20 protein-coding genes and 1 pseudogene are annotated in these 20,391 nt (G+C 45.4%); all 21 read right to left on the reverse strand.

Annotation, left to right across the window (positions count from 1 at the left end; genetic code table 11):
- Positions 1–42: 42 nt before the first annotated feature.
- A pseudogene (locus tag RDN93_RS22050) lies at positions 43–1,228 on the reverse strand (DUF4221 domain-containing protein).
- Positions 1,229–1,300: 72 nt separating this feature from the next.
- Positions 1,301–1,585 (reverse strand): hypothetical protein, encoded by a 285-nt coding sequence (locus tag RDN93_RS00715; protein ID WP_011965012.1) that lies wholly within the window; start codon positions 1,583–1,585, stop codon positions 1,301–1,303.
- A 108-nt stretch (positions 1,586–1,693) separates the two neighbouring features.
- Positions 1,694–2,074, reverse strand: a complete 381-nt coding sequence (locus tag RDN93_RS00720) for a hydroxymyristoyl-ACP dehydratase (RefSeq protein ID WP_005844323.1) — start codon at positions 2,072–2,074, stop codon at positions 1,694–1,696.
- A gap of 1 nt (position 2,075) precedes the next feature.
- On the reverse strand, positions 2,076–2,618 hold the full coding sequence (locus tag RDN93_RS00725) for a hypothetical protein (RefSeq protein ID WP_005844325.1): 543 nt from the start codon (positions 2,616–2,618) through the stop codon (positions 2,076–2,078).
- Positions 2,593–3,228, reverse strand: a complete 636-nt coding sequence (locus tag RDN93_RS00730; protein WP_008781356.1) for an outer membrane lipoprotein carrier protein LolA — start codon at positions 3,226–3,228, stop codon at positions 2,593–2,595. The genes RDN93_RS00725 and RDN93_RS00730 overlap by 26 nt, the downstream gene beginning before the upstream one ends.
- Positions 3,229–3,971: 743 nt before the next feature.
- Positions 3,972–4,664 (reverse strand): polysaccharide deacetylase family protein, encoded by a 693-nt coding sequence (locus RDN93_RS00735; protein WP_008781357.1) that lies wholly within the window; start codon positions 4,662–4,664, stop codon positions 3,972–3,974.
- A 50-nt stretch (positions 4,665–4,714) separates the two neighbouring features.
- The gene (locus RDN93_RS00740; RefSeq protein WP_005850183.1) at positions 4,715–5,569 is read right to left on the reverse strand and encodes a KilA-N domain-containing protein; all 855 of its coding nucleotides are present in this window, start codon (positions 5,567–5,569) and stop codon (positions 4,715–4,717) included.
- A gap of 113 nt (positions 5,570–5,682) precedes the next feature.
- On the reverse strand, positions 5,683–6,636 hold the full coding sequence (locus RDN93_RS00745; RefSeq protein WP_008781358.1) for a beta-ketoacyl synthase chain length factor: 954 nt from the start codon (positions 6,634–6,636) through the stop codon (positions 5,683–5,685).
- A 3-nt stretch (positions 6,637–6,639) separates the two neighbouring features.
- Positions 6,640–7,830: a beta-ketoacyl synthase gene (locus RDN93_RS00750; protein ID WP_005844334.1), complete on the reverse strand. Its 1,191-nt coding sequence runs from the start codon at positions 7,828–7,830 to the stop codon at positions 6,640–6,642.
- Positions 7,827–8,084: a phosphopantetheine-binding protein gene (locus RDN93_RS00755; RefSeq protein WP_005844336.1), complete on the reverse strand. Its 258-nt coding sequence runs from the start codon at positions 8,082–8,084 to the stop codon at positions 7,827–7,829. The genes RDN93_RS00750 and RDN93_RS00755 overlap by 4 nt, the downstream gene beginning before the upstream one ends.
- A 5-nt stretch (positions 8,085–8,089) precedes the next feature.
- Positions 8,090–9,820 carry a beta-ketoacyl synthase N-terminal-like domain-containing protein gene (locus RDN93_RS00760; protein WP_005844339.1) on the reverse strand — a complete coding sequence of 577 codons (1,731 nt, stop codon included), beginning with the start codon at positions 9,818–9,820 and terminating at the stop codon, positions 8,090–8,092.
- Positions 9,805–10,248, reverse strand: coding sequence for a thioesterase family protein (locus RDN93_RS00765; protein ID WP_005850194.1), 444 nt, complete (start codon positions 10,246–10,248; stop codon positions 9,805–9,807). Before RDN93_RS00765 ends, RDN93_RS00760 begins: the two co-directional genes overlap by 16 nt.
- Positions 10,245–10,682, reverse strand: a complete 438-nt coding sequence (locus tag RDN93_RS00770) for a hydroxymyristoyl-ACP dehydratase (RefSeq protein WP_005844343.1) — start codon at positions 10,680–10,682, stop codon at positions 10,245–10,247. The genes RDN93_RS00765 and RDN93_RS00770 overlap by 4 nt, the downstream gene beginning before the upstream one ends.
- The gene (locus RDN93_RS00775; RefSeq protein WP_005844345.1) at positions 10,679–11,749 is read right to left on the reverse strand and encodes a methyltransferase; all 1,071 of its coding nucleotides are present in this window, start codon (positions 11,747–11,749) and stop codon (positions 10,679–10,681) included. Before RDN93_RS00775 ends, RDN93_RS00770 begins: the two co-directional genes overlap by 4 nt.
- Before the next feature lie 13 nt (positions 11,750–11,762).
- Positions 11,763–12,647, reverse strand: a complete 885-nt coding sequence (locus RDN93_RS00780; protein ID WP_005844347.1) for an acyltransferase — start codon at positions 12,645–12,647, stop codon at positions 11,763–11,765.
- Positions 12,647–12,898, reverse strand: coding sequence for an acyl carrier protein (locus tag RDN93_RS00785; protein WP_005844349.1), 252 nt, complete (start codon positions 12,896–12,898; stop codon positions 12,647–12,649). The genes RDN93_RS00780 and RDN93_RS00785 overlap by 1 nt, the downstream gene beginning before the upstream one ends.
- A 21-nt stretch (positions 12,899–12,919) precedes the next feature.
- On the reverse strand, positions 12,920–14,149 hold the full coding sequence (locus RDN93_RS00790; protein WP_005844351.1) for a beta-ketoacyl synthase: 1,230 nt from the start codon (positions 14,147–14,149) through the stop codon (positions 12,920–12,922).
- A gap of 7 nt (positions 14,150–14,156) precedes the next feature.
- Positions 14,157–14,885 (reverse strand): 3-oxoacyl-ACP reductase FabG, encoded by a 729-nt coding sequence (fabG, locus tag RDN93_RS00795; protein WP_005844353.1) that lies wholly within the window; start codon positions 14,883–14,885, stop codon positions 14,157–14,159.
- The gene (gene hutH, locus RDN93_RS00800; RefSeq protein WP_008781360.1) at positions 14,882–16,414 is read right to left on the reverse strand and encodes a histidine ammonia-lyase; all 1,533 of its coding nucleotides are present in this window, start codon (positions 16,412–16,414) and stop codon (positions 14,882–14,884) included. The genes fabG and hutH overlap by 4 nt, the downstream gene beginning before the upstream one ends.
- A 226-nt stretch (positions 16,415–16,640) precedes the next feature.
- The gene (gene cysS, locus RDN93_RS00805) at positions 16,641–18,122 is read right to left on the reverse strand and encodes a cysteine--tRNA ligase (RefSeq protein ID WP_005844357.1); all 1,482 of its coding nucleotides are present in this window, start codon (positions 18,120–18,122) and stop codon (positions 16,641–16,643) included.
- Positions 18,123–18,496: 374 nt separating this feature from the next.
- Entirely contained in the window at positions 18,497–20,380 is a 1,884-nt protein-coding gene (locus tag RDN93_RS00810; RefSeq protein WP_117814737.1) for an arabinan endo-1,5-alpha-L-arabinosidase, read from the reverse strand.
- Positions 20,381–20,391 lie beyond the last annotated feature (11 nt).

Raw genomic sequence — 20,391 nt, forward strand, 5'->3', positions numbered from 1 at the left:
ACAAAGATAGTATATTTTCGGATGCGGGCATTCTGGCGTTAATTATTTATTTGGAGATGCATTTTTAATTTTAAAGCAGGTAAACACCAACTTGTTCTCGTCGAATTGCGGATTTTCCAGATTGTTCTCGGATATATACAGTCCTTCCCTTCCCACAAAACTCTTTTTATAGAAATATTTCTTTCCGGGGAATTTTGTTTCTCCGATGATTTCAAAATCCGCGTTCAGTACAATGACGGAGAACTCCTTTCCTTTGGGTTCGTCATAGGGGCTTTCGTTGGAAGCCAGTTTGTAAGGCATTTCAGCAAAACGGTAGTACACATTGCGGTATTTGTCATACATGATATGCCAATATCTAGGATTTTCATTGAGTTTTATAATAGCATTAATGCCTTCCATAGAATTACCCAGTTTGGGCTTCATGCTTTTCAGATATCTGCTTTTGGCGTTATACCATCGGATATGTTTCAAGTCATCTGTAACCATCAGGCTGTCATATCCGAAAAATCCACAGACCAAACGGCTCTCTTTGTAGTTGTAATCATAACTAAAACCGTATCCTCCTGCGATATTGTCATATTCCTCTTTAAAGATGGGTGGATAGAAAATAGGAATCCATTTAACTTCTCCTGTTCTCAGATCCTGTGAGGCGAACATATGGGTTCTAGGCCAGTCTTCCTTTTTCATATCGGGTTTTAAAATTTCTTGGCGTAGAAATATGCATGAGTCTTTGATAAAAGCAGGTGCATTGTAGTAACTGCCAAAAGACAAGGGTGTAAATCTGCCTTCAGGAAGTTTGGAAATTATAGTTTCGTATTATTTCCCCTTGAGAGTTTATGGAACTGAGCAGACTGATATTATTCTGTGCAACTAATATATATTGAGAATCGGGGGAAGGTCTACTGCCGAATACAGCTGGTAGCCCGTTGGGACCTGTCTTGTGAAGAGGTATCCGTTTGGCTATCTGTTGATTCTCTATATCAAAAATGACAATGTCATATAATGATTTTTGTGTATTCTCAAAGTGAAGGTATTCTTTCCCGTTTTCTTCGAATTGGAACATGGATTTGCTTAAGTAATAGGTCTGTTCGTCTAAAGGGAAAGCCAGCTGTTTTTCTGCTACCAGTTCTACTTCGTTCTGTTTGCCAGCTTCGTTTTTTGGGGAGGACTGGCAAGATACGAGGATAAATATAGAAAAGAGTGATATAAAAAGGAGTGTTCGATTCATAATATTTTCGGTTTTATGATGTATGTAATTTATGTGACCGGATTTCTAACCGGCCACATAAATTGTTGGTTGTTAATTGGTAGGAGCACCATGATTCCCACCTTCTCCTGAACCTTCACCGGGGGCACCTACCTCTACTCCGGTGCCGCATTTACCATCTTCACTGATACACACAGTGCCTGTAGCAGCCATTTTGCAATTTTCCCATTCAGCTTCGAAAGCACAGTACTTTGGACCCCCTCGTGGCATTTGCACGGCAGGTGCTCCAAACACTACTTCCTCATTAGAAGAGTGGAGGTTCAAGCTTATTGCAAATGTTGCAATAACAGCCATAATCATTGTGAATTTTGTTTTCATAGGTGTCATATTTATAATTGTCTGAATATAAGATGTTTAATGGGTGTTGACAACTATAAATGGACTTATTGTTCTTGCTATTATGGATATTTAACAGAAGGACTTGCTTCATTGATACTTACTTGCCATCAGTACCGCTTTCAACTTGATAAATTCTTTTCCATTACAAATGCCTTCTGCCTGCAACTTGAAAAGATGCTCTTCCGTTTTTTCTAATCGGATAAACAGCTGTAGTAGCGGAGTTTCCAGCGGGTTGATGGCAGACAGGAATTTGGAAGAAGCAATCTGTACATACTGCAAAGGTTGGTTGGCGATCTGTTCGGCACTTTCTTTTATTATCTGTAAGGTACAGACGCCCGGAACCACCGGCTGTCCGGGGAAATGACCTTGATAGAGCACATGGCCGGGATTCAGCTCTATCTCTATTGCCTGTTTTCCGTCTTCTCTTTCCTTTATATGAATGATTTTATAAAAGTTCTCCAGCAGCATTTCAAGGGTTGTTTATGTTCAGTTTGTCCAATTGGATTCTTAACCGTATCAGCGGATGCTTGATTTGTACTTTCTCCGCCTGTCCGTTTACAAAGCCGGACAAGGTGAATACCGTCTTTCCAAATCCTTTGCCACTGATTCTTTGCTCAAAAGTACTACTTTTCTTTTTAATACGTGCTTTTTCACTCTTTAGAAATAGATTTTTGAAATCAGTTTCCAGTATTTTCAGCATCTTTTTCTTCCTCATCGGTTCAATGCAACTGTTTACTATGAAGGTGTCGCAGTGCAGGGAGAAGTCAAAAAGGCTGAGGCCAAAGTAAGTGGATCCCAGGATACGGATTTCGTTATCAGGCATTTGGCGGACAATGAGCATTCCGCTGAAATGATGTTTCATGAAATCCAGTTGCAAGTTGTACTTTTGCGACTGTGCTTCTGCCTGCAGGATGGGAGGCAGTGCCGTAGCTTCCCCTGTCACCCGGTGTGAGCAGGAGAGCAGGATAAACAGCAACAGCAGCCAGCTAGCGTATCGTAAACTTTGCCTCATCTTTCAAAGAATTGAATTTCTTGTCCGAGAATTCGTATTCGGTATAGTTGGTTGCGGTTTCCGATAAACGTAGTTTGTGGACAGACATGTCTTTTTTGTCTAAATAAATTTGAATCTGGTTGATATATGCCTGTATCGCTTTGCTGACGGGCTTGATTTGAATGAGATAGTAATGGGCGTCTTCAAAATATTCCAAAGCATAGCCGGGCGACATGTTGGACAGGTCGCCCACCATGCAGGCGGTAAGCATATCCTGCATTTGGTTCATCATCTTATTGGAGTGAAGGTCCATGATGCTTTTCTTTCCGTCCGATACTATTTTCAGTTGGTTGTTGTTGATCACGATAAGGTAGTTCATGGGCTGTGCGTAGTCCATGCATATCTTATTGCTCTTTTTATAATAGAACTTTCCTTTCGAGGTTATTTTCTCATCGAATACATCCAGATATTTTATCTGAGTGAAATTACTTTCGATGGACTCTATATTTTTAGCCTCTTGCAGCAGACGGGCTTCAAAATCTTTCAGATCAGTAAGTTTCTTCATCTGTTGGGCTTGCATCGGCAGGACTGTACAGAACATCAAGAGCAAAAGTATTTTCATGTAGGTCATACTTTATAGAGGTTTATCCGTTTGTAATGGGAAGCAAAGATAGTATATTTTGAGAAACCATTCATACCTTTATCGCTTATTTACGATTTTTACCTGTTTCTACAATCGTTCACATGGGCAATTATAATGAATAAAAAAGTTATATTTCTGCGTTGCAATATTTTTTTGTTTTATCACGGCATGTTATTGTTAATCAATAATTTATAGTGACGAATCCTCCTGTATCCCCCTCGAAACGGTTTATCCGTTTTCCCTGTCGGAGTCAGTTTGGCAGAAAGCGTCATTATGCAGGATGAAGGTCTGTTGGAATTCTTGTAAGGAGAACGGTAGGATATGATTTTCACTTAGGTGAAGATGGGTTTTCACCTGTGTGAAGAGCTGTTGTCACCAGTGTGAAACCACCGTTTCAAACTGGTGAAGCAACAGTATATATCGGAAGTTTACACACTGACATCCTATTAAGTTGAACGAAAGTACAGCATATCCTGTCAGATTTAATCTGATATCTGCGCTTCTCTTGCAAATAACGGGTGAATGTTCCACTCCATCGCTTACATACCGGTTTGGGGGTATTACAGACTTTTTTACACGGCAAGTTGTTGGTAATGAGTGGAATGAAGTGGCGGAAGAATTTTATGTTTTACGTAAGACGAAGTTATCTTTTTATCGGTTTGATCATGAAGGGTGAACCAGGTCTCGTTTCTGGAACTTGGTGATGTTGCTGTTGAAAATATAGAAGAAATTTATTTTGTCATGTCCTTTATCAGCCTATCTAACGCTACTACCGTATACCCCTCTTTTTCTATAAAGTCCAGAACTTGTACCAGCAGCCTGTCACTATCGGGCATCCGGTCATGTAGCAGAAGGATGGAGCCCGGAACGAGCCGTTTCTTGATGTGTTTGATAATTTTTTCAGGAGTGGGTTGCTGAGTGTCCAGTGTGCGGATGTTCCAACCAATGGGGATGTATCCCAGCCTGCGCACTGCTTTAGCCAGGGTAGGATTGGTCACTCCGAAAGGCGGCCGGAACCATCGGACCGGTTGGCCGGTCACTTTTTCCAATTCTTGCTGGCAGGTAATTAAATCATGGCACATCCGTTTGAAGGTATAGAGAGGAAAATAGCCGGAATGGGAGAAGGAATGATTCCCGATACGATGTCCTTCTTTGATGATTTGCCGGAGCAGTTCTTCATTGCCTTTTATCTTGTTTCCGATGCAAAAAAAGCAGGCCGGTATGTGTTTTTCTCTTAACACTTTCAGCACTTTGGGGGTCTGTATCGGATCGGGCCCGTCATCAAAAGTGATGGCTATGATTTTCTCTTCGGTTTTCTTGCAACAGAAGACACGCATGTAAATACAGGCACGGATGCTGTAAGAAGCGTAAAAGAAATAGGCCATGACGCTTACTATGATGACTACAGAAACTAGGATGTGCATTGCTTGATTAAGATGATTGAGTGATACTTTAATAAATGATCTTGTAGAGATTATTCTAATTGTTTGTCATTATCTGTCAGTATTCTGAACTTTTTTTCGGTATCAATCGTATTCAAGTGTGCTAATTGCTCTTTGGCCATCTGCCGAAGATGAGTAAACCTTTTAGACTTGTCCACCTTACGCTTGATTAACTCTGCATTGAAGGATTCCATATTCGATAATACGACTAATTCATTTATGCTTGCTACATCTCTGATATTGATATTCTTATCTGCGTATTGTGGATTTGCTTCACGCCATTGTCTTGCGGTACATCCCCATAATGCGAGATTTAACAAATCAGCTTCATCGGCATAAACAAGTTTTTGATTGAAATCTTCTACTTTAGGTATAATAAAGTCTTTGATTGCATCCGTATGTATGGAATAATTTACTTTACTAAGTATTCTTTTTACGTTCCATTCACTTAATAAAGGGTGTGATTCTGCTTCTTTAAGTCTTTGGTATTCTTTGATGAGATATAGTTTAAATTCAGGGCTGAGCCAAGTCCCGAATTCAAAAGCTATGTCTTTATGGGCAAAAGTTCCCCCATATCGCCCGGGCTTGGATATAATCCCTATTGCTTTAGTTTTTTCTATCCATTGTTTGGGGGTTAGGGTGAAACTGTTTGTTCCACTCTCCATTTTAAAAGCATCGAATTCGATGCCTTTAAAATTTGGATTATTTAGTTTTTCCCATAACCCTAGAAAATCAATCGTACTACGTAGACGCATCCAGTTTTGTATAATGTAGTTAGTACGTTCTCTGTCTTTGAAATGTGCCATGTCTGTCAGGCAGATATAATCATTATTATCAGGTCTTACAGATATGGATATATCAATATTCGTAACAGTTATTTTCTTCATTATTTCTACTACTTTTATTTTATGAGGGATAAAGTTAAGCATTATTCCTGTTTTCAGTATCTTAAAAGCATCTTTTTAATAGGCCATGACGCTTACTATGATGACTACAGAAACTAGGATGTGCATCGCTTGATTAAGATGATTGAGTGATTGATACCTTGATATTGGTTATAAATCAATGCGTAACGGGATGAAGCTTCTTCTTTCAAGGCTTTTGCCGCCATCCAGAGAGCATAGGATGAAGCAGTCTGATATTCTCCGCATTGTTCTTTAAAACTGCTATGCAGGGCATGAGGGAACAGACTGTGTTCCAGATCCGTATAAACGGCATCTGTTGCTTCCTGCCCGTTCTTGCCACTGATAAACCAGTCAATGTCTTCGGGTGCAAGCCCGTGAGATTTTAGAAAATGATGCATCCTGTTACTGATTTCCGGAGCACTCATCCGGGTGATAAAAGTATCTACCCCTTTCAGTTCGGCAAAAGTCTGTTCCTCTTTTTGTGCGCTTAACAGGAAAAATTGTGCTCCCTCACCGGCTGTCGTTCCTTTCAACAGTCCTAAACGCTGCTGAATGATATGGCTGGTAGGGGTTATTTCATCCATAGCACCTGCCAGTACATGCTGTTTGCCTTCGGCAATGCTTATGATGCCATCTATCAGAGCACTTTCAAAACTTAAACCACGGTGTACATACGTAACATTATAAGCATGTATTTTGAGTAGCAAAGCTAGCTGTGCACCCACCGTATTAAAGGTGGACTGAATGAAAGCGGTGGGATTGAGCATCTGTTCCCGGTTGTCCATCAAGGCGTTCATAAACTTTTCCGTATCGGCCAGACAACCCAGTCCTGTAGCGGTGATAATGGCATCTACCTTTTCCGACGGGATATCTTTCAGACATTCCAGTCCGCAGGCTACTCCCATCTTGATCATGCGGCTCATGCGCCTCCGCAGATTGGCGTTGGTGATCATTTCTTTATAATCAGGTTCCTGTGCGGAGAAATAAGGCTTTTCATTTCTGCTTTCCGCATGGATAGAGGCGATACGGTTGATATATACTGGGCACATACGCTATTGGGTTAGAGTGGAAAATACGAGAGATGAGTTGTTGCCGCCGAATCCGAAGGAGTTGGATAATACATGCCGTATGGGAAGTCCCGACCGGAAAACCGTTTCAGGAATGAGGCCGCTTTCTTCATCGGACAGATGGAAGTTCAGATTAGGGTAAATCAGTCCGTGACGGATGGAGAGTACGGAATATACGGCTTCTATTCCTTCCGAGGCTCCCAGGGTGTGCCCGATGAAAGCCTTGACCGAACTGAAAGGAGGAATACGGGTATCGAAGATACGCCGGATGGCTTTCCCTTCGGAAGCGTCGTTGCTGGGAGTGCCTGTACCATGTACATTGATATAGTCTATGGCTCCGGCTGTCAGCCCGGCAGAGGCTATGGCCTGACTCATGGAAAGGAAAGGCCCGTCTCCGTCGGGGGAACTTCCTGTCTGGTGGTAGGCTTCATTGGCATTGGCGTAACCGCTGAGTTCGCAATAAGGAGCTTTAGTAAGGGATTTATCAGATTGAAGAACAAGGTATCCGGCTCCTTCTCCCAGGTTTAGTCCGGCACGTGTGCGGTCGAAAGGACGGCAGTGCTCTTTGTCCAGTATCATCAATGAATTGAAACCGTTGAGCGTGAAACGGCATAAGGCATCCGTTCCGCCTACAAGGACAGCGTCCAGCAGACCATGCCGGATGAGGCGTGCCCCTAACATAATGGCATTTGCGGCGGAAGAACAGGCGGTGCTGAGGGTGGTCACCGTTCCTTTCACTCCCAAATAAGCGGCTATCATTTCGGTACTGGACCCACAGTCATGGGAGATAATGTCACGTAATCTCCCTTTTCGGTTATCTTCCCGGAAAGAGGCATAAAACCGCTCGCTTGCATCCATTCCTCCGATGGAAGTGGAAGAAATGAGCCCGATACGGGGAGAAGTGAAATCGAGTTCCGCATCACGGGCCGCTCCTTGGGCTGCCCACAAGCCCAGCAAGGCTGTACGTGAATACGTCTTGCCGGATGGAAGGGACAGGAGTTTCTTTAATTCTTCATTGCTCTGTTTTACTTCGGACACGGGTACGTCAAGTGCGGTGGGGAAAAGGGTGATTTTCCCCATACCGTGTTTCCCGGCTTTTAAGGAATCCAGGTTTTCTTCCACTCCTTTCCCTATGCCCGAAATCACTCCCAGACCGGTGACATAGATCTTCCTCATTTCTGATGGGCGGTGATGTAGTCTGCCAGGGTACGTACCGAATAGAATATTTCCTTGCCTTTGGCAGGATTCTCTATCTTGATTCCATAATTCCTTTCCAGAATCAGGATAATCTCTAATGCGTCAATCGAGTCAAGGCCCAGACCGTCATCTCCGAATAAAGGTGCTTCACTGTCAATGTCCTCCGGAGTGATTTCTTCCAGATTCAATGCTTCTATTAATTCAACTTTCAGTTTATCAATCAATTCTTCCATATTCTTTATTGTTTTTCAATCAGTTTAAATACTGCTTTATAGGTGTTCTTCCATAATTCACACCACCCGATGATACAATAGTTCAGTTTCCCTTTTTGCATGACTATACGTGCGTATCTTTCCAGTTTTTCCGGCTGATAGGCTTCAGTGATGAAAAAGGTGTTTTCCCCTTGTATCTTGTGGCGGATGCAAATCTCGCCGGACACTACATTGGGTAGTGTGTAAACAAATACAGCCGGACTGGCTGCCTGGTCTCCTTCCCGGTCTATCAGTTGCTGGTGTCTGATGTCCGTATGCAGAGAGGAAGCGGCATTGGCAAGTAACATCCCCATTTCCAGTGGAGCGAATGTCTTACCTTCCAGCAAGTATTCGGCGGCCACATATCCCAATTTGCAAAGGTCATCCATTTTATAGAATTTCAGGTTGTTTCCGCCTGTTTTTTTATAGGTATCACGTATAAATGTGCCGAAATCCGGTTCTTCGGAATGAAAAATAAGTTCGTTGTTTATGAAGACAGAACTGTTTTCAATACGAACCTCCCGTGTACATCGGATTTCGGGCAAGGTGTTGTCCTCATCTTTGAACGGAGTATATTCCGGTAAAGATAAGACAATGGCTGCGTTGCATCCGCCGAATCCCGAAGCGGTTTTTACGCAATGTTTCATCGGGATGCTCCGGTGGGTGGCATAGACCGGTATCGGCATAGGAACTCCCGGCGTTTCGTAACCCGGAGTGCCGAACAGGATGCCTTGTTTCAGTTCGTGCATACAGACAATGCTTTCAATGATTCCCGATGCTCCCAAGGTATGGCCGAAATAGGGCTTCAAACTATGGACGGGCACTTGTTCCAGATGAGCCAGTGTGAGGGCTTTGGATTCCATTTCGTCATTGTATACGGTAGCAGTGCCGTGAGCATTCACAAAACTGATATCCTGAGGGGCTGTCCCTGCTTCCTGCATGGCTTGGCGGATGGCGAAATAGAGTCCGTCTCCCGTGCGGGAAGGACCGGAGATGTGGTTGGCATCGTTACTGACGGCTCCTCCCGAAAGGATAACATGTTCTTCTGTTCCTTCTGAACTGAGCAATACGGCTCCGCAGGCCTCTCCCAAGTTCAATCCGTCACGGCTGCTGTCATACGGACGGCATGGGCGGGAGCTGAGAGACCGGAAAGACCCGAAACCGCTGGTGATGAAATGAGAGAGAAGGTCACCTCCCGCTACGATTACCCGGCGGTAGATACCGTTCTCTATCATGCGTTTTCCTGCTATGAGGGCTGACACTCCTGAAATGCAGGCATTGGAAATGACATGCACCCGTTCCTCGGCATGGAAATAACCGGCAATGTTTTCTGCCATTTTCCAAAGAAAGACCGCTTCATCGGGATGTTCCGTATGACGGGCCAGTAAATCGATGTTCCCTTTGGTGGTGGAGAGGATGAGTCCGCAGGTTTTGTCTTCCAAAGTTTGTCCGGACTGACGGATGAGTTCGTTGATAGTCAGTATGAACAGTTGTTCCATCCGGGGATAGCCACTTACTCCTATGGCTTCCGCCTGTTGTTGCAATCTCTCTTGCGAGAGAGTGGCTGCCAATAGGGGAGTGTCCGCAATCCGTTTGTCCGTCTGCAGGGTGATACCGCTGTGATAGCTCCGGATGGCTTCCAGATTTTCCTGTGTGCCGAAACCCAGCGCGCTGATCAGGGTATCATGGGTGATATAGGTAGTCAGATGATGTTCCATTTCTTTTTCCACTCTATGTAAAAGGCAGGATTAACCAGTTCCAGTTCTCTATTTGTATTCAGGAATACCTGTGTAGTGGTTCCTGTTGCCACAATGTTTTGGTCCGATGCCCGGTAGATGGTGTATTCAAAAAGAATTTTGGCGGCATCACTGTGGATAAACCGTGTCTCGACAATCGCTTCCTCGCCAAAAGACAGCGGTTGTTTGAACTGGCAGGTCAGGTCTACGATAGGAACTACATATCCTTCCCGGTAGATGCTCATATAGTCCAGACCGTATCGCTTTCCGAAAGCTTCGCGTCCGTCTTCGAAATAACGCACATATTCTCCATGCCATACTATCTGCATGGAATCTATCTCACTGAAGCGGACTTTGATGGTGGTCCGGTCCGTCAGTGCCGCCTGATGTGGACTTGTTTTTCGTTTCATTCTTTCTTCAGATATATTTTCATCCGGCATTCGGCCAGCAATTCATCGTTTTCTTTTACCTCGGCGGTAATCAGGGTGATATCAAATACTTCCTGAACGATGGTTATACCGGTATATAGTTCTGCTCCGGCAGAAGGAAGACGGAATAGTTTCATCTTTTCTACCGAACCGATAAAACCTAATGGTACAGGTTCTTTCCGCAGCATATAGATATAACCTACACGTGCCGCCGCCGACTGGGCGATGTGCTCTATGATTCCCGTTTCCTGTAATACACCGTCCCGGCAGAACAGGTTGTCGGTAGTGACGGTCAGCCCTGACCAGGATGTATTTTCTTCTATCCCATAGAAGCGGTCTATCATTACCATGGGCGGGCGTTGGGGAATCAGCCGGAACAGCTCTTCTCCCTGACAGATGATTTCTTTGCTGCTCATTTCAGTCTGCATTGCAGGATACTGTGTCCCAGTCCTATGTTATCTTGAATTTCTTCCACTTCCAATCCGGCATTTTCAATGCAGCGGATCAGGTCATCCGAATGGAACATCTTACTGTTGCCGTTGGCCATTGCTGTAAAGTAGAGGCTGATTTGTGTCAGGCAATAAGATGCTGTTTCATACCGTTGGCGATCCCATAATGTTTCCATAATATAGACTTTGCTGTCTTTGCCGATGGATTGTGCCACACGGGTCAGGATGCTGATGACTTCTTCTTCCGAGAAGCAGTCCAGAAACTGGCTCATCCATACAGCGTCAAAACCCGTGGGAAAGGGCACGTCCCGATCCAGCAGATTGGCGCCGTGACCGTGTATGCGTTCACTACCGGACAAACCGGCCGTTTGCTTTCTCATCATTTCCAGTTGTTGAGGCAGGTCCACGATGGTTACTTCCACTTCCTTATTATATTGTACGCATTGTGTGGCCCATCTGCCGGTATTCCCGCCAATATCGAGCAAGCGTTTCGGGTGATGGCTGAACACGATTTCCAACGCTTTGCCGAATGACTGGTCCGAATAGAAATGATCAAAGCCGAACCAGCTTTTCTGTACCTGTTCCGGCAATTGGGACAGACCTTCGTAAATGGTAGGCCATTCTCCGAATACTTTCAATCCTTCCGGACGCCCGTTTAAAAGAGCTTCTTCCAAATGGAACAAGCCTTGATAGTTCACATCGTGATTGAATTCCATATTGACACGAGCCATTTTATCGTTCAGCAGAAACCAGCCTGCCTTGGCCAGTACATAACGGTCTTCTTCCAACAGGATGGTTCCGATGGTCAGCGATGCTTCCAGTAATACTTGTGCCGCATAGCGTGTCAGTCCGGTCTGCCCGCTGATTTCTTGCAGCGTATATCCTTCCCGTTTGCCGGACAATAATTGGAAAATTCCGAATTTCAACATCAGGCGCGATACTTGGAATACCACAGGACCGAAAGCTATCTCTTGTGCCAGTCTTTGCGCTTCGGCAGCCGTACATTGTTCTTTTGTATATCTTTTATGCATCATACCAGATTTATTTTTATGTCCAGAACGGGTAGTAATTGAACCATTGTTCCGGATACTGCCGGACAATCTTTTCCAGCGTTTGTGTATATTGCTCCAATAATGCCTGTTCGGCCCGTTTCTCTTTCGTCCGTACTACTGTCTCGGCTATAAAGAAATGGAAACGATACGTTCTTTGGGCTTCACGCATGGCAAAATAGAATACGACGGGTACTTTTAACTTCGAAGCCAGCAGGAAAGGGCCCATCGGAAATTTGGCTTCTTTTCCCATGAAAGAAGTCGTGAGTAATTTCTCTTTATTCAGATAGCGGTCTCCCTGAAAGCAGACATACTCCCGGCGGTCCAGCGCTTCCGTGATGCGGAATACATGTGTCAGGCTGTCTTCATTCACCGGAATTATTTTGTAGTCTCGCGTAGAGGCGTTCTTTTCCAAAATCTCCTTTATCCGTTCGTGTTCGGCGTCAAACATGACGATATTGATCTTTTTGCCATATTCATCGAAGAAAGGAGCGCCTATTTCCCAGTTGCCCACATGGGCGCCAATCATAATTACTCCGGTGTTTCCGTTTAGTACGTCTAAAAATGCCTGATAGTTCTCAAACTTGAAATGATACTTGCCGGTCATTCCGTTGCCGATGGCCACTTTGTCAATCAATATTTGTCCCAGCCGGTAATAGTTTTTCAGGAGCAGTGCGACGGATTTCAGCCGTCCGTATTTCAGCCTGTTCCGTGCGTAACTCCAAGTATTGCCCGTTGCTTTCGGTGCGAAAGGTATGAAGTAGAGGACGACCAATGCCAGGAAGCCGTAGGCCGCAGTTATCCCCAGACAGCGGATCATGTAGATAAAGAACATGTATCCGAATATGCCTCCTCTTGTCTTACCTTTCCATGTTTCGGACATCAGTCTTCTTTTTGCATATGTGAAATTACCAGATTATAGAAATCCTGGAAGGTTTTGATACCGGCAAAATCTTTGGCTGTAACGGTGAAACCGAAATTCTTGTCAATCAGTACTACCATATCCACCAGGTCAAGGCTATCCAATTCCAAGGTTTGCATCAAAGGTGCGTCCGGTTGGATCTGTTCTACATCAATCTCAAATTCTTCGGCCAGGGTGGTTCTGATCTTTTCGATGATTTCTTCGTTGGTCATAAATTTATATATTGGTTTGAATTAATTGTTTTCTTTAAATTTACGGATAATCAGTGAGGAATTGGTTCCTCCGAATCCGAATGAGTTGGACAAGAAGGTGTCAAATTCCGTTTCTATCCTCCGGGAGGGGATGTTCAGCAGAGCAGAGGCTTCATCGGGTTCTTCAAAATTGAGATTAGGAGCGATAAATCCGTTATTCATCATCAAGATGGAATAAATGACTTCACTGGCGCCTGCCATCCACATCTCATGTCCGGTTTGTGACTTGGTGGATGTGACATAGGGCCGATGGTTTCCGAACACTTCCGCTATGGCTTTTGCCTCATTCAAATCTCCCACGGGGGTGGAAGTGGCGTGTGCATTGATATATTGGATTTCTTCCAAGGGAATGCCCGCATCGTTGATTGCCATCTGTAAAGAGCGTCTGGGACCGTCCACATTCGGTACGGAAATATGATCTCCGTTTGATGAGAAACCGTATCCTATGACTTCTGCCAGAATAGTAGCTCCGCGCCTTACGGCTGATTCATAACTTTCGAGTACCAGGCTGGCGCCTCCTCCGCTGGGTACCAAACCGTCCCGTCCCTTGTCAAAGGGGCGCGATGCCTTTTCCGGTTCGTCCTCACGGGTGGAGAACGCGCCCAATCCGTCGAAACTACCCACGGAGTAAGGATTTACCTCTTGTGCTCCTCCGCACAGAATGCAGTCCTGAAGTCCTGATTTGATGAGCATATACGCCATGCCGATGGCGTGTGAACCGCTGGCACAAGCTCCCGATATGGTAAAATTAATTCCCTTCAAATGGAAAATAACCGAAAGGTTCATGGTAATCGTAGAGTTCATGGACTGGAAGATAGAACCGGAGCCTACCATAGCCGTATTCTTCTTGGCACGAATGACATCAATGGCCTCGATTACCGGAGCGGCGCTACTGTCATTTCCATACAATATGCCTACTTCATGATCCAATAAAAACTCCTCGTCTATTTGTGCCTGACGGAATGCCTCCAAGGTAGCCATATAGGCATATTCTCCCTGTTCGGCGAGGCTATGCCGCTTTTTGCGGTCCAATAACTTCTTTAAATCAGGACGTTCGACAAGTCCTGTCAATGCGGAAAAATACCCCATCTCTTTACGTGCCGGATCGATGCCGATGCCTGAACGCCCTTGGAACAAAGAGTCTTTCACCTCATCTTGGTTCTTGCCTATGCACGAATAAATACCCATGCCTGTAATCACTACTCTTCTCATCTTCTGCTTATGTATAGATTCCTCCATTGATGGAAATTACCTCTCCGGTGATATAGGAGGCTTGTTCCGATGCCAGGAAGCCTACCAGTGCGGCTACTTCTCCGGGTTCGCCGAACCGTCCTGCCGGTATCTGTTTTTTCCATTCATTTTCATCAATGCCGTTGGTCATATCCGTGCGGATAAATCCCGGTGCTACGGCGTTCACCGTCACGTGTTTTCTGGCCACTTCCTGTGCCAGTGCTTTGGTGGCGGCTATCATTCCGCCTTTGGCTGCCGAATAGTTGGTTTGTCCCGGCATTCCTTTGATACCCGACAGGGAAACGATGTTGATGATACGTCCGAATCGCTTTACCAGCATATTTTTCAGCAAGGGTTGGGTGACGTTAAAGAAACCGTTCAGGCTGATATCCAACACCCGGCTCCATTCATCCTGTTCCATCCACAGCATCAGGTTGTCACGGCGTATACCGGCATTGTTCACCAGTACCTCAATGTAGGTATCGGGATGCTTCTCCATCCAGCCGTTCAGTGCGGCGTGTGTGGCTACTGCGTCTGTCACGTCAAATTTCATCAGTTCGCCGTCCGAGCCTTGTTCCCGTATCTGTTGCAGGGTGGCTTCGGCTTCCGTATCGTTGCTTTGGTAGTTTATCAGTATATGATATCCCATTTCGGCCAGTTTCAGACATACAGCCTGTCCGATGCCCCGGCTTCCTCCTGTTACTAGTGCGTATTTCATTTTTCTTGCAACCTCCCTTTTTTAAGATATACCATCATTCTTTCTATCTCTTTATATTTAGGCGTATCTTCCCGGAACACAGGAAAAAATGCTCGTATCTCTTTATATACTTGTTGTGACCGGGGGCTTAGCCGACCGGCTATTTCCAAACAGTCTACAGCTTGTACAATACCCATCATCAGGATAGCCATCACCTGATAAGCATTTTCTATGACTGTTTTTGCCAGTAGTGCGGAATTGGTTCCCATGCTTACAATATCCTGATTGTCATTGTTGTTGGGGATGCTATGCACATACATCGGATTGGACAAAGTCTGGCACTCCGCTGTGGTAGAAGTCGCGGTAAATTGTGACGCCTGCAAACCATAGTTCAATCCCAGCACTCCCATATTGACAAAGGGGGGCAGAATGCCGTTGATGCGGTCGTGAAACAAGTAATTGATCTGCCGTTCGGCAAGCATGGCCAGTTTGGTGACCGCTATTTTCAGTTTATCCATTTCAAAAGAAACGTAATCTCCGTGAAAGTTACCGCCATGATACACGTTTTGCGTGTCGGGGTCCACTATCGGGTTGTCACAGGCTGAATTTATTTCGTTTATCAATACTTTTTCGGCATTGAGCAATTCATCATAAACCGGTCCTAGAATCTGTGGGATGCAGCGCAACGAATAATAGGGTTGAACCTTATGGGTGAAGATTTTCTCTTCGTGTTTTCCGTTGTAAAGTTCATTCTCTCTTTTGCGTACACATTGGCTGCCTTCCACCCATTGGCGCATCATGCGGGCTATCTCTTGCTGTCCTTCATGCCGTTTGGCTTCGTTCAGCGGTTCGGACATGAAATCATCGTACGAGGCGGCAATTTCATTCATCATGACCGATGCGCCTACTGCCCAATGCATCAGTTGGCGGGCATAAATCAGGTTGACAATGCCTATACCTGTCATTACCGAAGTGCCGTTGGTCACTGAAAGCCCTTCGCGGATATGCATTTTGAAGGGTTGCAATCCGTTTTCCGCCAAAACGGATGCCGTATCTCTTTTCTTGCCTTGGTAAAAGACCTCTCCTTCTCCAATCAGGGTGAGGGCGATATGGGCAAGCTGTACCAAATCGCCACTGGCCCCTACACTGCCGTGTTCGGGTACGTATGGAGTAATCCCCCGGTTGATAAACTCGGTAATGAGCAATGCCAGTTCTTTATGTACGCCGGATTTTCCTTGCAGAAAAGTATAGAGACGCGCTATCATGGCAGCTTTGACATAGAGTTCCGGAAGGGGTTGCCCTGCTCCGGTGGCATGGCTGCGGATGATATTATACTGTAATTGTGACAAGGATTCATCTTCAATACGGTATTGGGCCATCGGTCCAAAGCCGGTATTGATGCCATAGATGATCTTGTCGTTGGAGAATGTTTTCAGAAAATGGAAACTCTCTTCCAATTTTTGCATACATTGGTCGGAGAGTGTCAGTGGCTCTTCTTCAAACAAAATCTTATACAGGGACGCTAAAGTTATCTTATTCTCAGCTAGCATTGGATTGGTGTGATAAGCAGTTTTGTATAATTTCCGCAAAAATAGTTATTTAAAAATAAGTATTACCATCCGAAGGGAGATTTTTCAGTTTTGATGGTTATCTGAAAGGTTCACCACAGATTATACAAACAAACGCAGATGTTTCTTAAATCATTGATTGTCAGGTGGATAATCTGTGTGAATCTGTATGGTCTGTGGTGAAAAATATAGTGTCGCTCTATGTATTCTATTTATTCAGTTTCCATGTGAAACCGTCTTTGGTATCTTTCACTTCAAAGCCAAGAGCAGCCAGCTCATCACGGATTTTATCGCTTGTAGCCCAGTCTTTATTGGCTTTGGCTTTCATACGTTGTTCCAGCAGCATATCTACTACTTTGCCGTATGCCTCTTCACGTGCCTCGTTATTGGCGGCTTCTTCTTTCAGGCCCAGGATTTCGTACATAAAGAGATGGAACACACTTTTCAGTTCTTCCAGATCTTCTGCGGAAATAGTGGCTTTCTTGTCCAGAACCGTATTAATCATACGGGCGCCGTCAAACAGATGGGCAATGACAATCGGTGAGTTCAAGTCATCATTCATGGCTGTATAACACTTTTCACGCAAGTCTTTTACCCCCTCTATGCCGGTGGTTTGTGTTGCCGGAGTGATGCGTTCAAGACCTTTCACAGCTTCTGTCAGCCGTTCCAATCCTTTTTCGGCTGCTTGTAATGCTTCGTTACTGAAGTCCACTGTACTGCGGTAATGTGCCTGAAGGATGAAGAAACGGATGGTCATGGGGCTGTAGGCTTGGGTCAGTAACTTGTGGGTACCGTGGAAGAACTCATCCAAGTTAATGAAGTTGCCGTATGATTTTCCCATCTTCTGTCCATTAATGGTAATCATGTTGTTGTGCATCCAATAGTGAACCATGTCATCGCCTTGTGAAGCCACGCTTTGTGCGATCTCACATTCGTGGTGTGGGAAAATTAAGTCCATTCCCCCTCCGTGAATATCGAAATGCTCGCCCAGGTATTTCTTACCCATTGCGGTACATTCACAATGCCAACCGGGGAATCCGTTACTCCACGGGCTGGGCCAGCGCATGATATGTTCGGGTTGTGCACATTTCCACAGGGCGAAATCGGCAGGATTGCGCTTCTCGCTTTGACCGTCCAGCTCGCGGGTGGTGTTCAGCACATCGTCCAGGTTGCGGCCGGACAGTTTGCCGTAATGATGGTCTTTGTTGTATTTTGCTACATCGAAATAAACGGAACCTTCACTTTCATAAGCATAGCCGTTTTTCAGAATTTCTTCTACCAGTTCTATCTGTTCAATGATATGGCCTGATGCATGTGGCTCGATACTGGGTGGAAGTACATTCAAGGCTTCCATTGCCTTGTGGTAGCGATTGAGGTAATATTGCACTACTTCCATGGGTTCTAGTTGCTCCAGACGGGCCTTTTTGGCGATTTTATCTTCGCCTTCGTCTGCATCGTGTTCCAGATGACCGACATCGGTAATGTTACGGACATAACGTACCTTGTATCCCAGATGGGTAAGATAACGGAGCAGGATATCGAACGTGATGGCGGGGCGTGCGTGTCCTAAATGGGCATCGCCATATACGGTAGGACCGCATACATACATACCTACATGAGGGGCATGCAAGGGAACGAAAAGTTCCTTTTGACGGCTTAATGTATTGTAAATGGTTAGTTTATTTTCCATAATTCATTCTATTAGAATTGCAAAGTTATAAATTAAAGTGTGTATTTGGCTAATAATTAACAAAAAATCTGATGCTGATGTCCTCTGCTTGTCTACAAATGGTGTTTGTTGGTTTAAAGGATAGAGATTTATGGTAATAAATAAAAGTAGGTTGTCTTTGAATGTAAAAGAACAGAATGATGATTTTTTGTATGGAGATTAGGGAACCTAACTCTTTTTCCTTTTCATGAAATAGGTTTCTCTTGTTTCTGTTTATGATCTTTAATCTCTGCTATTGATTTGTAAAACAGGACCACTGCCTCATAAACCTTGGTGTTGTTTTACGGGGCAGTGGTGGTGTTTCTATATGAAGTTTGCGTGCGGAGCGGGAATGTTTATTTGGACTTCTTTCCCCAATACGTCTTGTTGTTGGCATAGCCGGCATAGACGATGGTATGGGTGCGCGGACTGGCTTCCCAGTCGGTTTCGCGTTGCAGATAAAGTTCCACTCCGTTGACAGTCAGAATCTGTTGGGCGGCATCATAGCTCCACGTACTGCCTTTCCAGATACCTTCGGTGATAGTGTGGTCGGCGGCGAGAGTCATTGTTGCTGAAGTTCTCTGCTCTCCATATTTGTATGTAAGGTCGATGTGTTCCCAATTGCCGGGCAATTCTTCTTCGGTGATGGCTACCTTGGGAACGGCTCCGTAGCGTTCAGGCATTACGAGAGGCCAACCGTCTTTCGTCCAGCGGATGCTGCGTACGTGCCCCATCATGATGGCGTTGCTGGCGTTGATGCCCGGAACATCCTTAGGCAGACGGCCTTGTGAGGCGTAGAACCAGTTGTCTTTGCCATCGTCGAAGATAGCGCAGTGGGCGATGCCTACCCAGCCGTAGCCTTTGCTGAACTTATAGGGATGAGTCACTATGGGCAGTGCATCGGCACCGGCGGTCACGTCTTTGCCGTCAATGCCCACGTAGGGACCGGTGATGCTTTTCGAGCGGACCACACGGGTGTTATAGGGCACGTCGAGAGCGTCGTAGGCCAGGAAGAGGTAGTAGTAGCCATCGCGGTAAATGACTTCGGGACCTTCACTGGCTTGCCAGCGGTTACCTGTCTGGCGGGTGGCGATCAACTGACCATACTCGGCAGGTGCTTGGCCTGTAACCCAAGGTTGGCCCAAAGTTTCGGCAGGCTTGCCTGTTTCGCTATTGAGCTTGAGAGCGGCTATGCCGCTATGCCATGAACCGTAGACCAACCAGTGCTCGCCTTCGGGCGTGATGACATAAGAGGGGTCGATGGCATTCCATTTATAATAGCAATTGGCCCAATCATCCGGCTTCACGTTGAAGTTAAGTCCTTTGTCGGAAGCATTGGTGATGACGTAGCCTTTGTCTACCCATCCGTCGTTGTTGGAGGGATCGTTGTTTTCCATCAGGCCGATAAAGGCGCGCTCCGACCAGGTGTTGGCACCGTTGAGTGTGCCGGGGCAGACAATGGAATAGTACATGCGATAGAGGCCGTTCTTTACCTTGCGTACTACGGGAGCCCAATAGCCGAAGTCATTAACATTAGGATTGATTTCGGCAAGTCCCATTTCTTTTCGTATTTCATTGAGCTTGGGCACTACCCATTCGGGCAGGTTCTTCATTGTACCGCCGAGGTATTCCCAGTTGACAAGGTCCTTGGAGCGACGACCGTGGAAGTGGCCGCCTGCGGTGTGGACGTTGCCGTATGAAGCATCCGTCTGATACATGTAATAATAACCATCTTCGGCCAATACAACCGAGGGGTCGTGTATGTTGGCAAGATTCCATTGAGAGCGTTTGCTCCAGTCACTTATCGAGGTATAGTCATCGGAGTAGGTGGGGGCCACGTAATTCTTGAGTTCATCGTCTAAGCTTAAGCTTTCTGTGGTGGCCGTGACCACCTCTGAATAGACATAACGGCTGTCACAGTAGACGTATGCACGGATATAGTAGGAGGTACCGGAGGTCAAGGTTGAGAGGGAAGCACTGAAATTCTCATCGGCATCCACCACGTGGTCTTTGATAGTCGGTACGGAAGCTGCTGCACTGTAACAGAAGCCTTTCTTGACTATTTGGTTCAGATCACCTGTAACCGATGCGGTGACGGTCAACGAGGTGGGTGTGGTTGTAGTTACTTTCGGAGTACTTACAGTTGCATAATAGCGGTCTATATCTTCGCTGTTGTCAGAACAAGCGGCTAAAACAAGGAATATTGGTAAGAACATCCACAATGGTAATAGTTTTTTCATCTGTTGATAGT

Source organism: uncultured Bacteroides sp. (assembly GCF_902491285.1).
Taxonomy (GTDB): domain Bacteria; phylum Bacteroidota; class Bacteroidia; order Bacteroidales; family Bacteroidaceae; genus Bacteroides.

Bases quoted from the DNA above. Each gene is read 5' to 3' on its own strand.
- fabG (WP_005844353.1), bottom strand. From the start codon at position 14,885: ATGAAATACGCACTAGTAACAGGAGGAAGCCGGGGCATCGGACAGGCT.
- RDN93_RS00725 (WP_005844325.1), bottom strand. From the start codon at position 2,618: ATGAGGCAAAGTTTACGATACGCTAGCTGGCTGCTGTTGCTGTTTATC.
- RDN93_RS00775 (WP_005844345.1), bottom strand. From the start codon at position 11,749: ATGATGCATAAAAGATATACAAAAGAACAATGTACGGCTGCCGAAGCG.
- RDN93_RS00720 (WP_005844323.1), bottom strand. From the start codon at position 2,074: ATGCTGCTGGAGAACTTTTATAAAATCATTCATATAAAGGAAAGAGAA.
- cysS (WP_005844357.1), bottom strand. From the start codon at position 18,122: ATGGAAAATAAACTAACCATTTACAATACATTAAGCCGTCAAAAGGAA.
- RDN93_RS00740 (WP_005850183.1), bottom strand. From the start codon at position 5,569: ATGAAGAAAATAACTGTTACGAATATTGATATATCCATATCTGTAAGA.
- RDN93_RS00785 (WP_005844349.1), bottom strand. From the start codon at position 12,898: ATGACCAACGAAGAAATCATCGAAAAGATCAGAACCACCCTGGCCGAA.
- RDN93_RS00730 (WP_008781356.1), bottom strand. From the start codon at position 3,228: ATGACCTACATGAAAATACTTTTGCTCTTGATGTTCTGTACAGTCCTG.
- RDN93_RS00810 (WP_117814737.1), bottom strand. From the start codon at position 20,380: ATGAAAAAACTATTACCATTGTGGATGTTCTTACCAATATTCCTTGTT.
- RDN93_RS00715 (WP_011965012.1), bottom strand. From the start codon at position 1,585: ATGAAAACAAAATTCACAATGATTATGGCTGTTATTGCAACATTTGCA.
- RDN93_RS00750 (WP_005844334.1), bottom strand. From the start codon at position 7,830: ATGAGGAAGATCTATGTCACCGGTCTGGGAGTGATTTCGGGCATAGGG.
- RDN93_RS00780 (WP_005844347.1), bottom strand. From the start codon at position 12,647: ATGTCCGAAACATGGAAAGGTAAGACAAGAGGAGGCATATTCGGATAC.
- RDN93_RS00770 (WP_005844343.1), bottom strand. From the start codon at position 10,682: ATGAGCAGCAAAGAAATCATCTGTCAGGGAGAAGAGCTGTTCCGGCTG.
- RDN93_RS00755 (WP_005844336.1), bottom strand. From the start codon at position 8,084: ATGGAAGAATTGATTGATAAACTGAAAGTTGAATTAATAGAAGCATTG.
- RDN93_RS00735 (WP_008781357.1), bottom strand. From the start codon at position 4,664: ATGCACATCCTAGTTTCTGTAGTCATCATAGTAAGCGTCATGGCCTAT.
- RDN93_RS00790 (WP_005844351.1), bottom strand. From the start codon at position 14,149: ATGAGAAGAGTAGTGATTACAGGCATGGGTATTTATTCGTGCATAGGC.
- RDN93_RS00745 (WP_008781358.1), bottom strand. From the start codon at position 6,636: ATGTGCCCAGTATATATCAACCGTATCGCCTCTATCCATGCGGAAAGC.
- RDN93_RS00760 (WP_005844339.1), bottom strand. From the start codon at position 9,820: ATGGAACATCATCTGACTACCTATATCACCCATGATACCCTGATCAGC.
- hutH (WP_008781360.1), bottom strand. From the start codon at position 16,414: ATGCTAGCTGAGAATAAGATAACTTTAGCGTCCCTGTATAAGATTTTG.
- RDN93_RS00765 (WP_005850194.1), bottom strand. From the start codon at position 10,248: ATGAAACGAAAAACAAGTCCACATCAGGCGGCACTGACGGACCGGACC.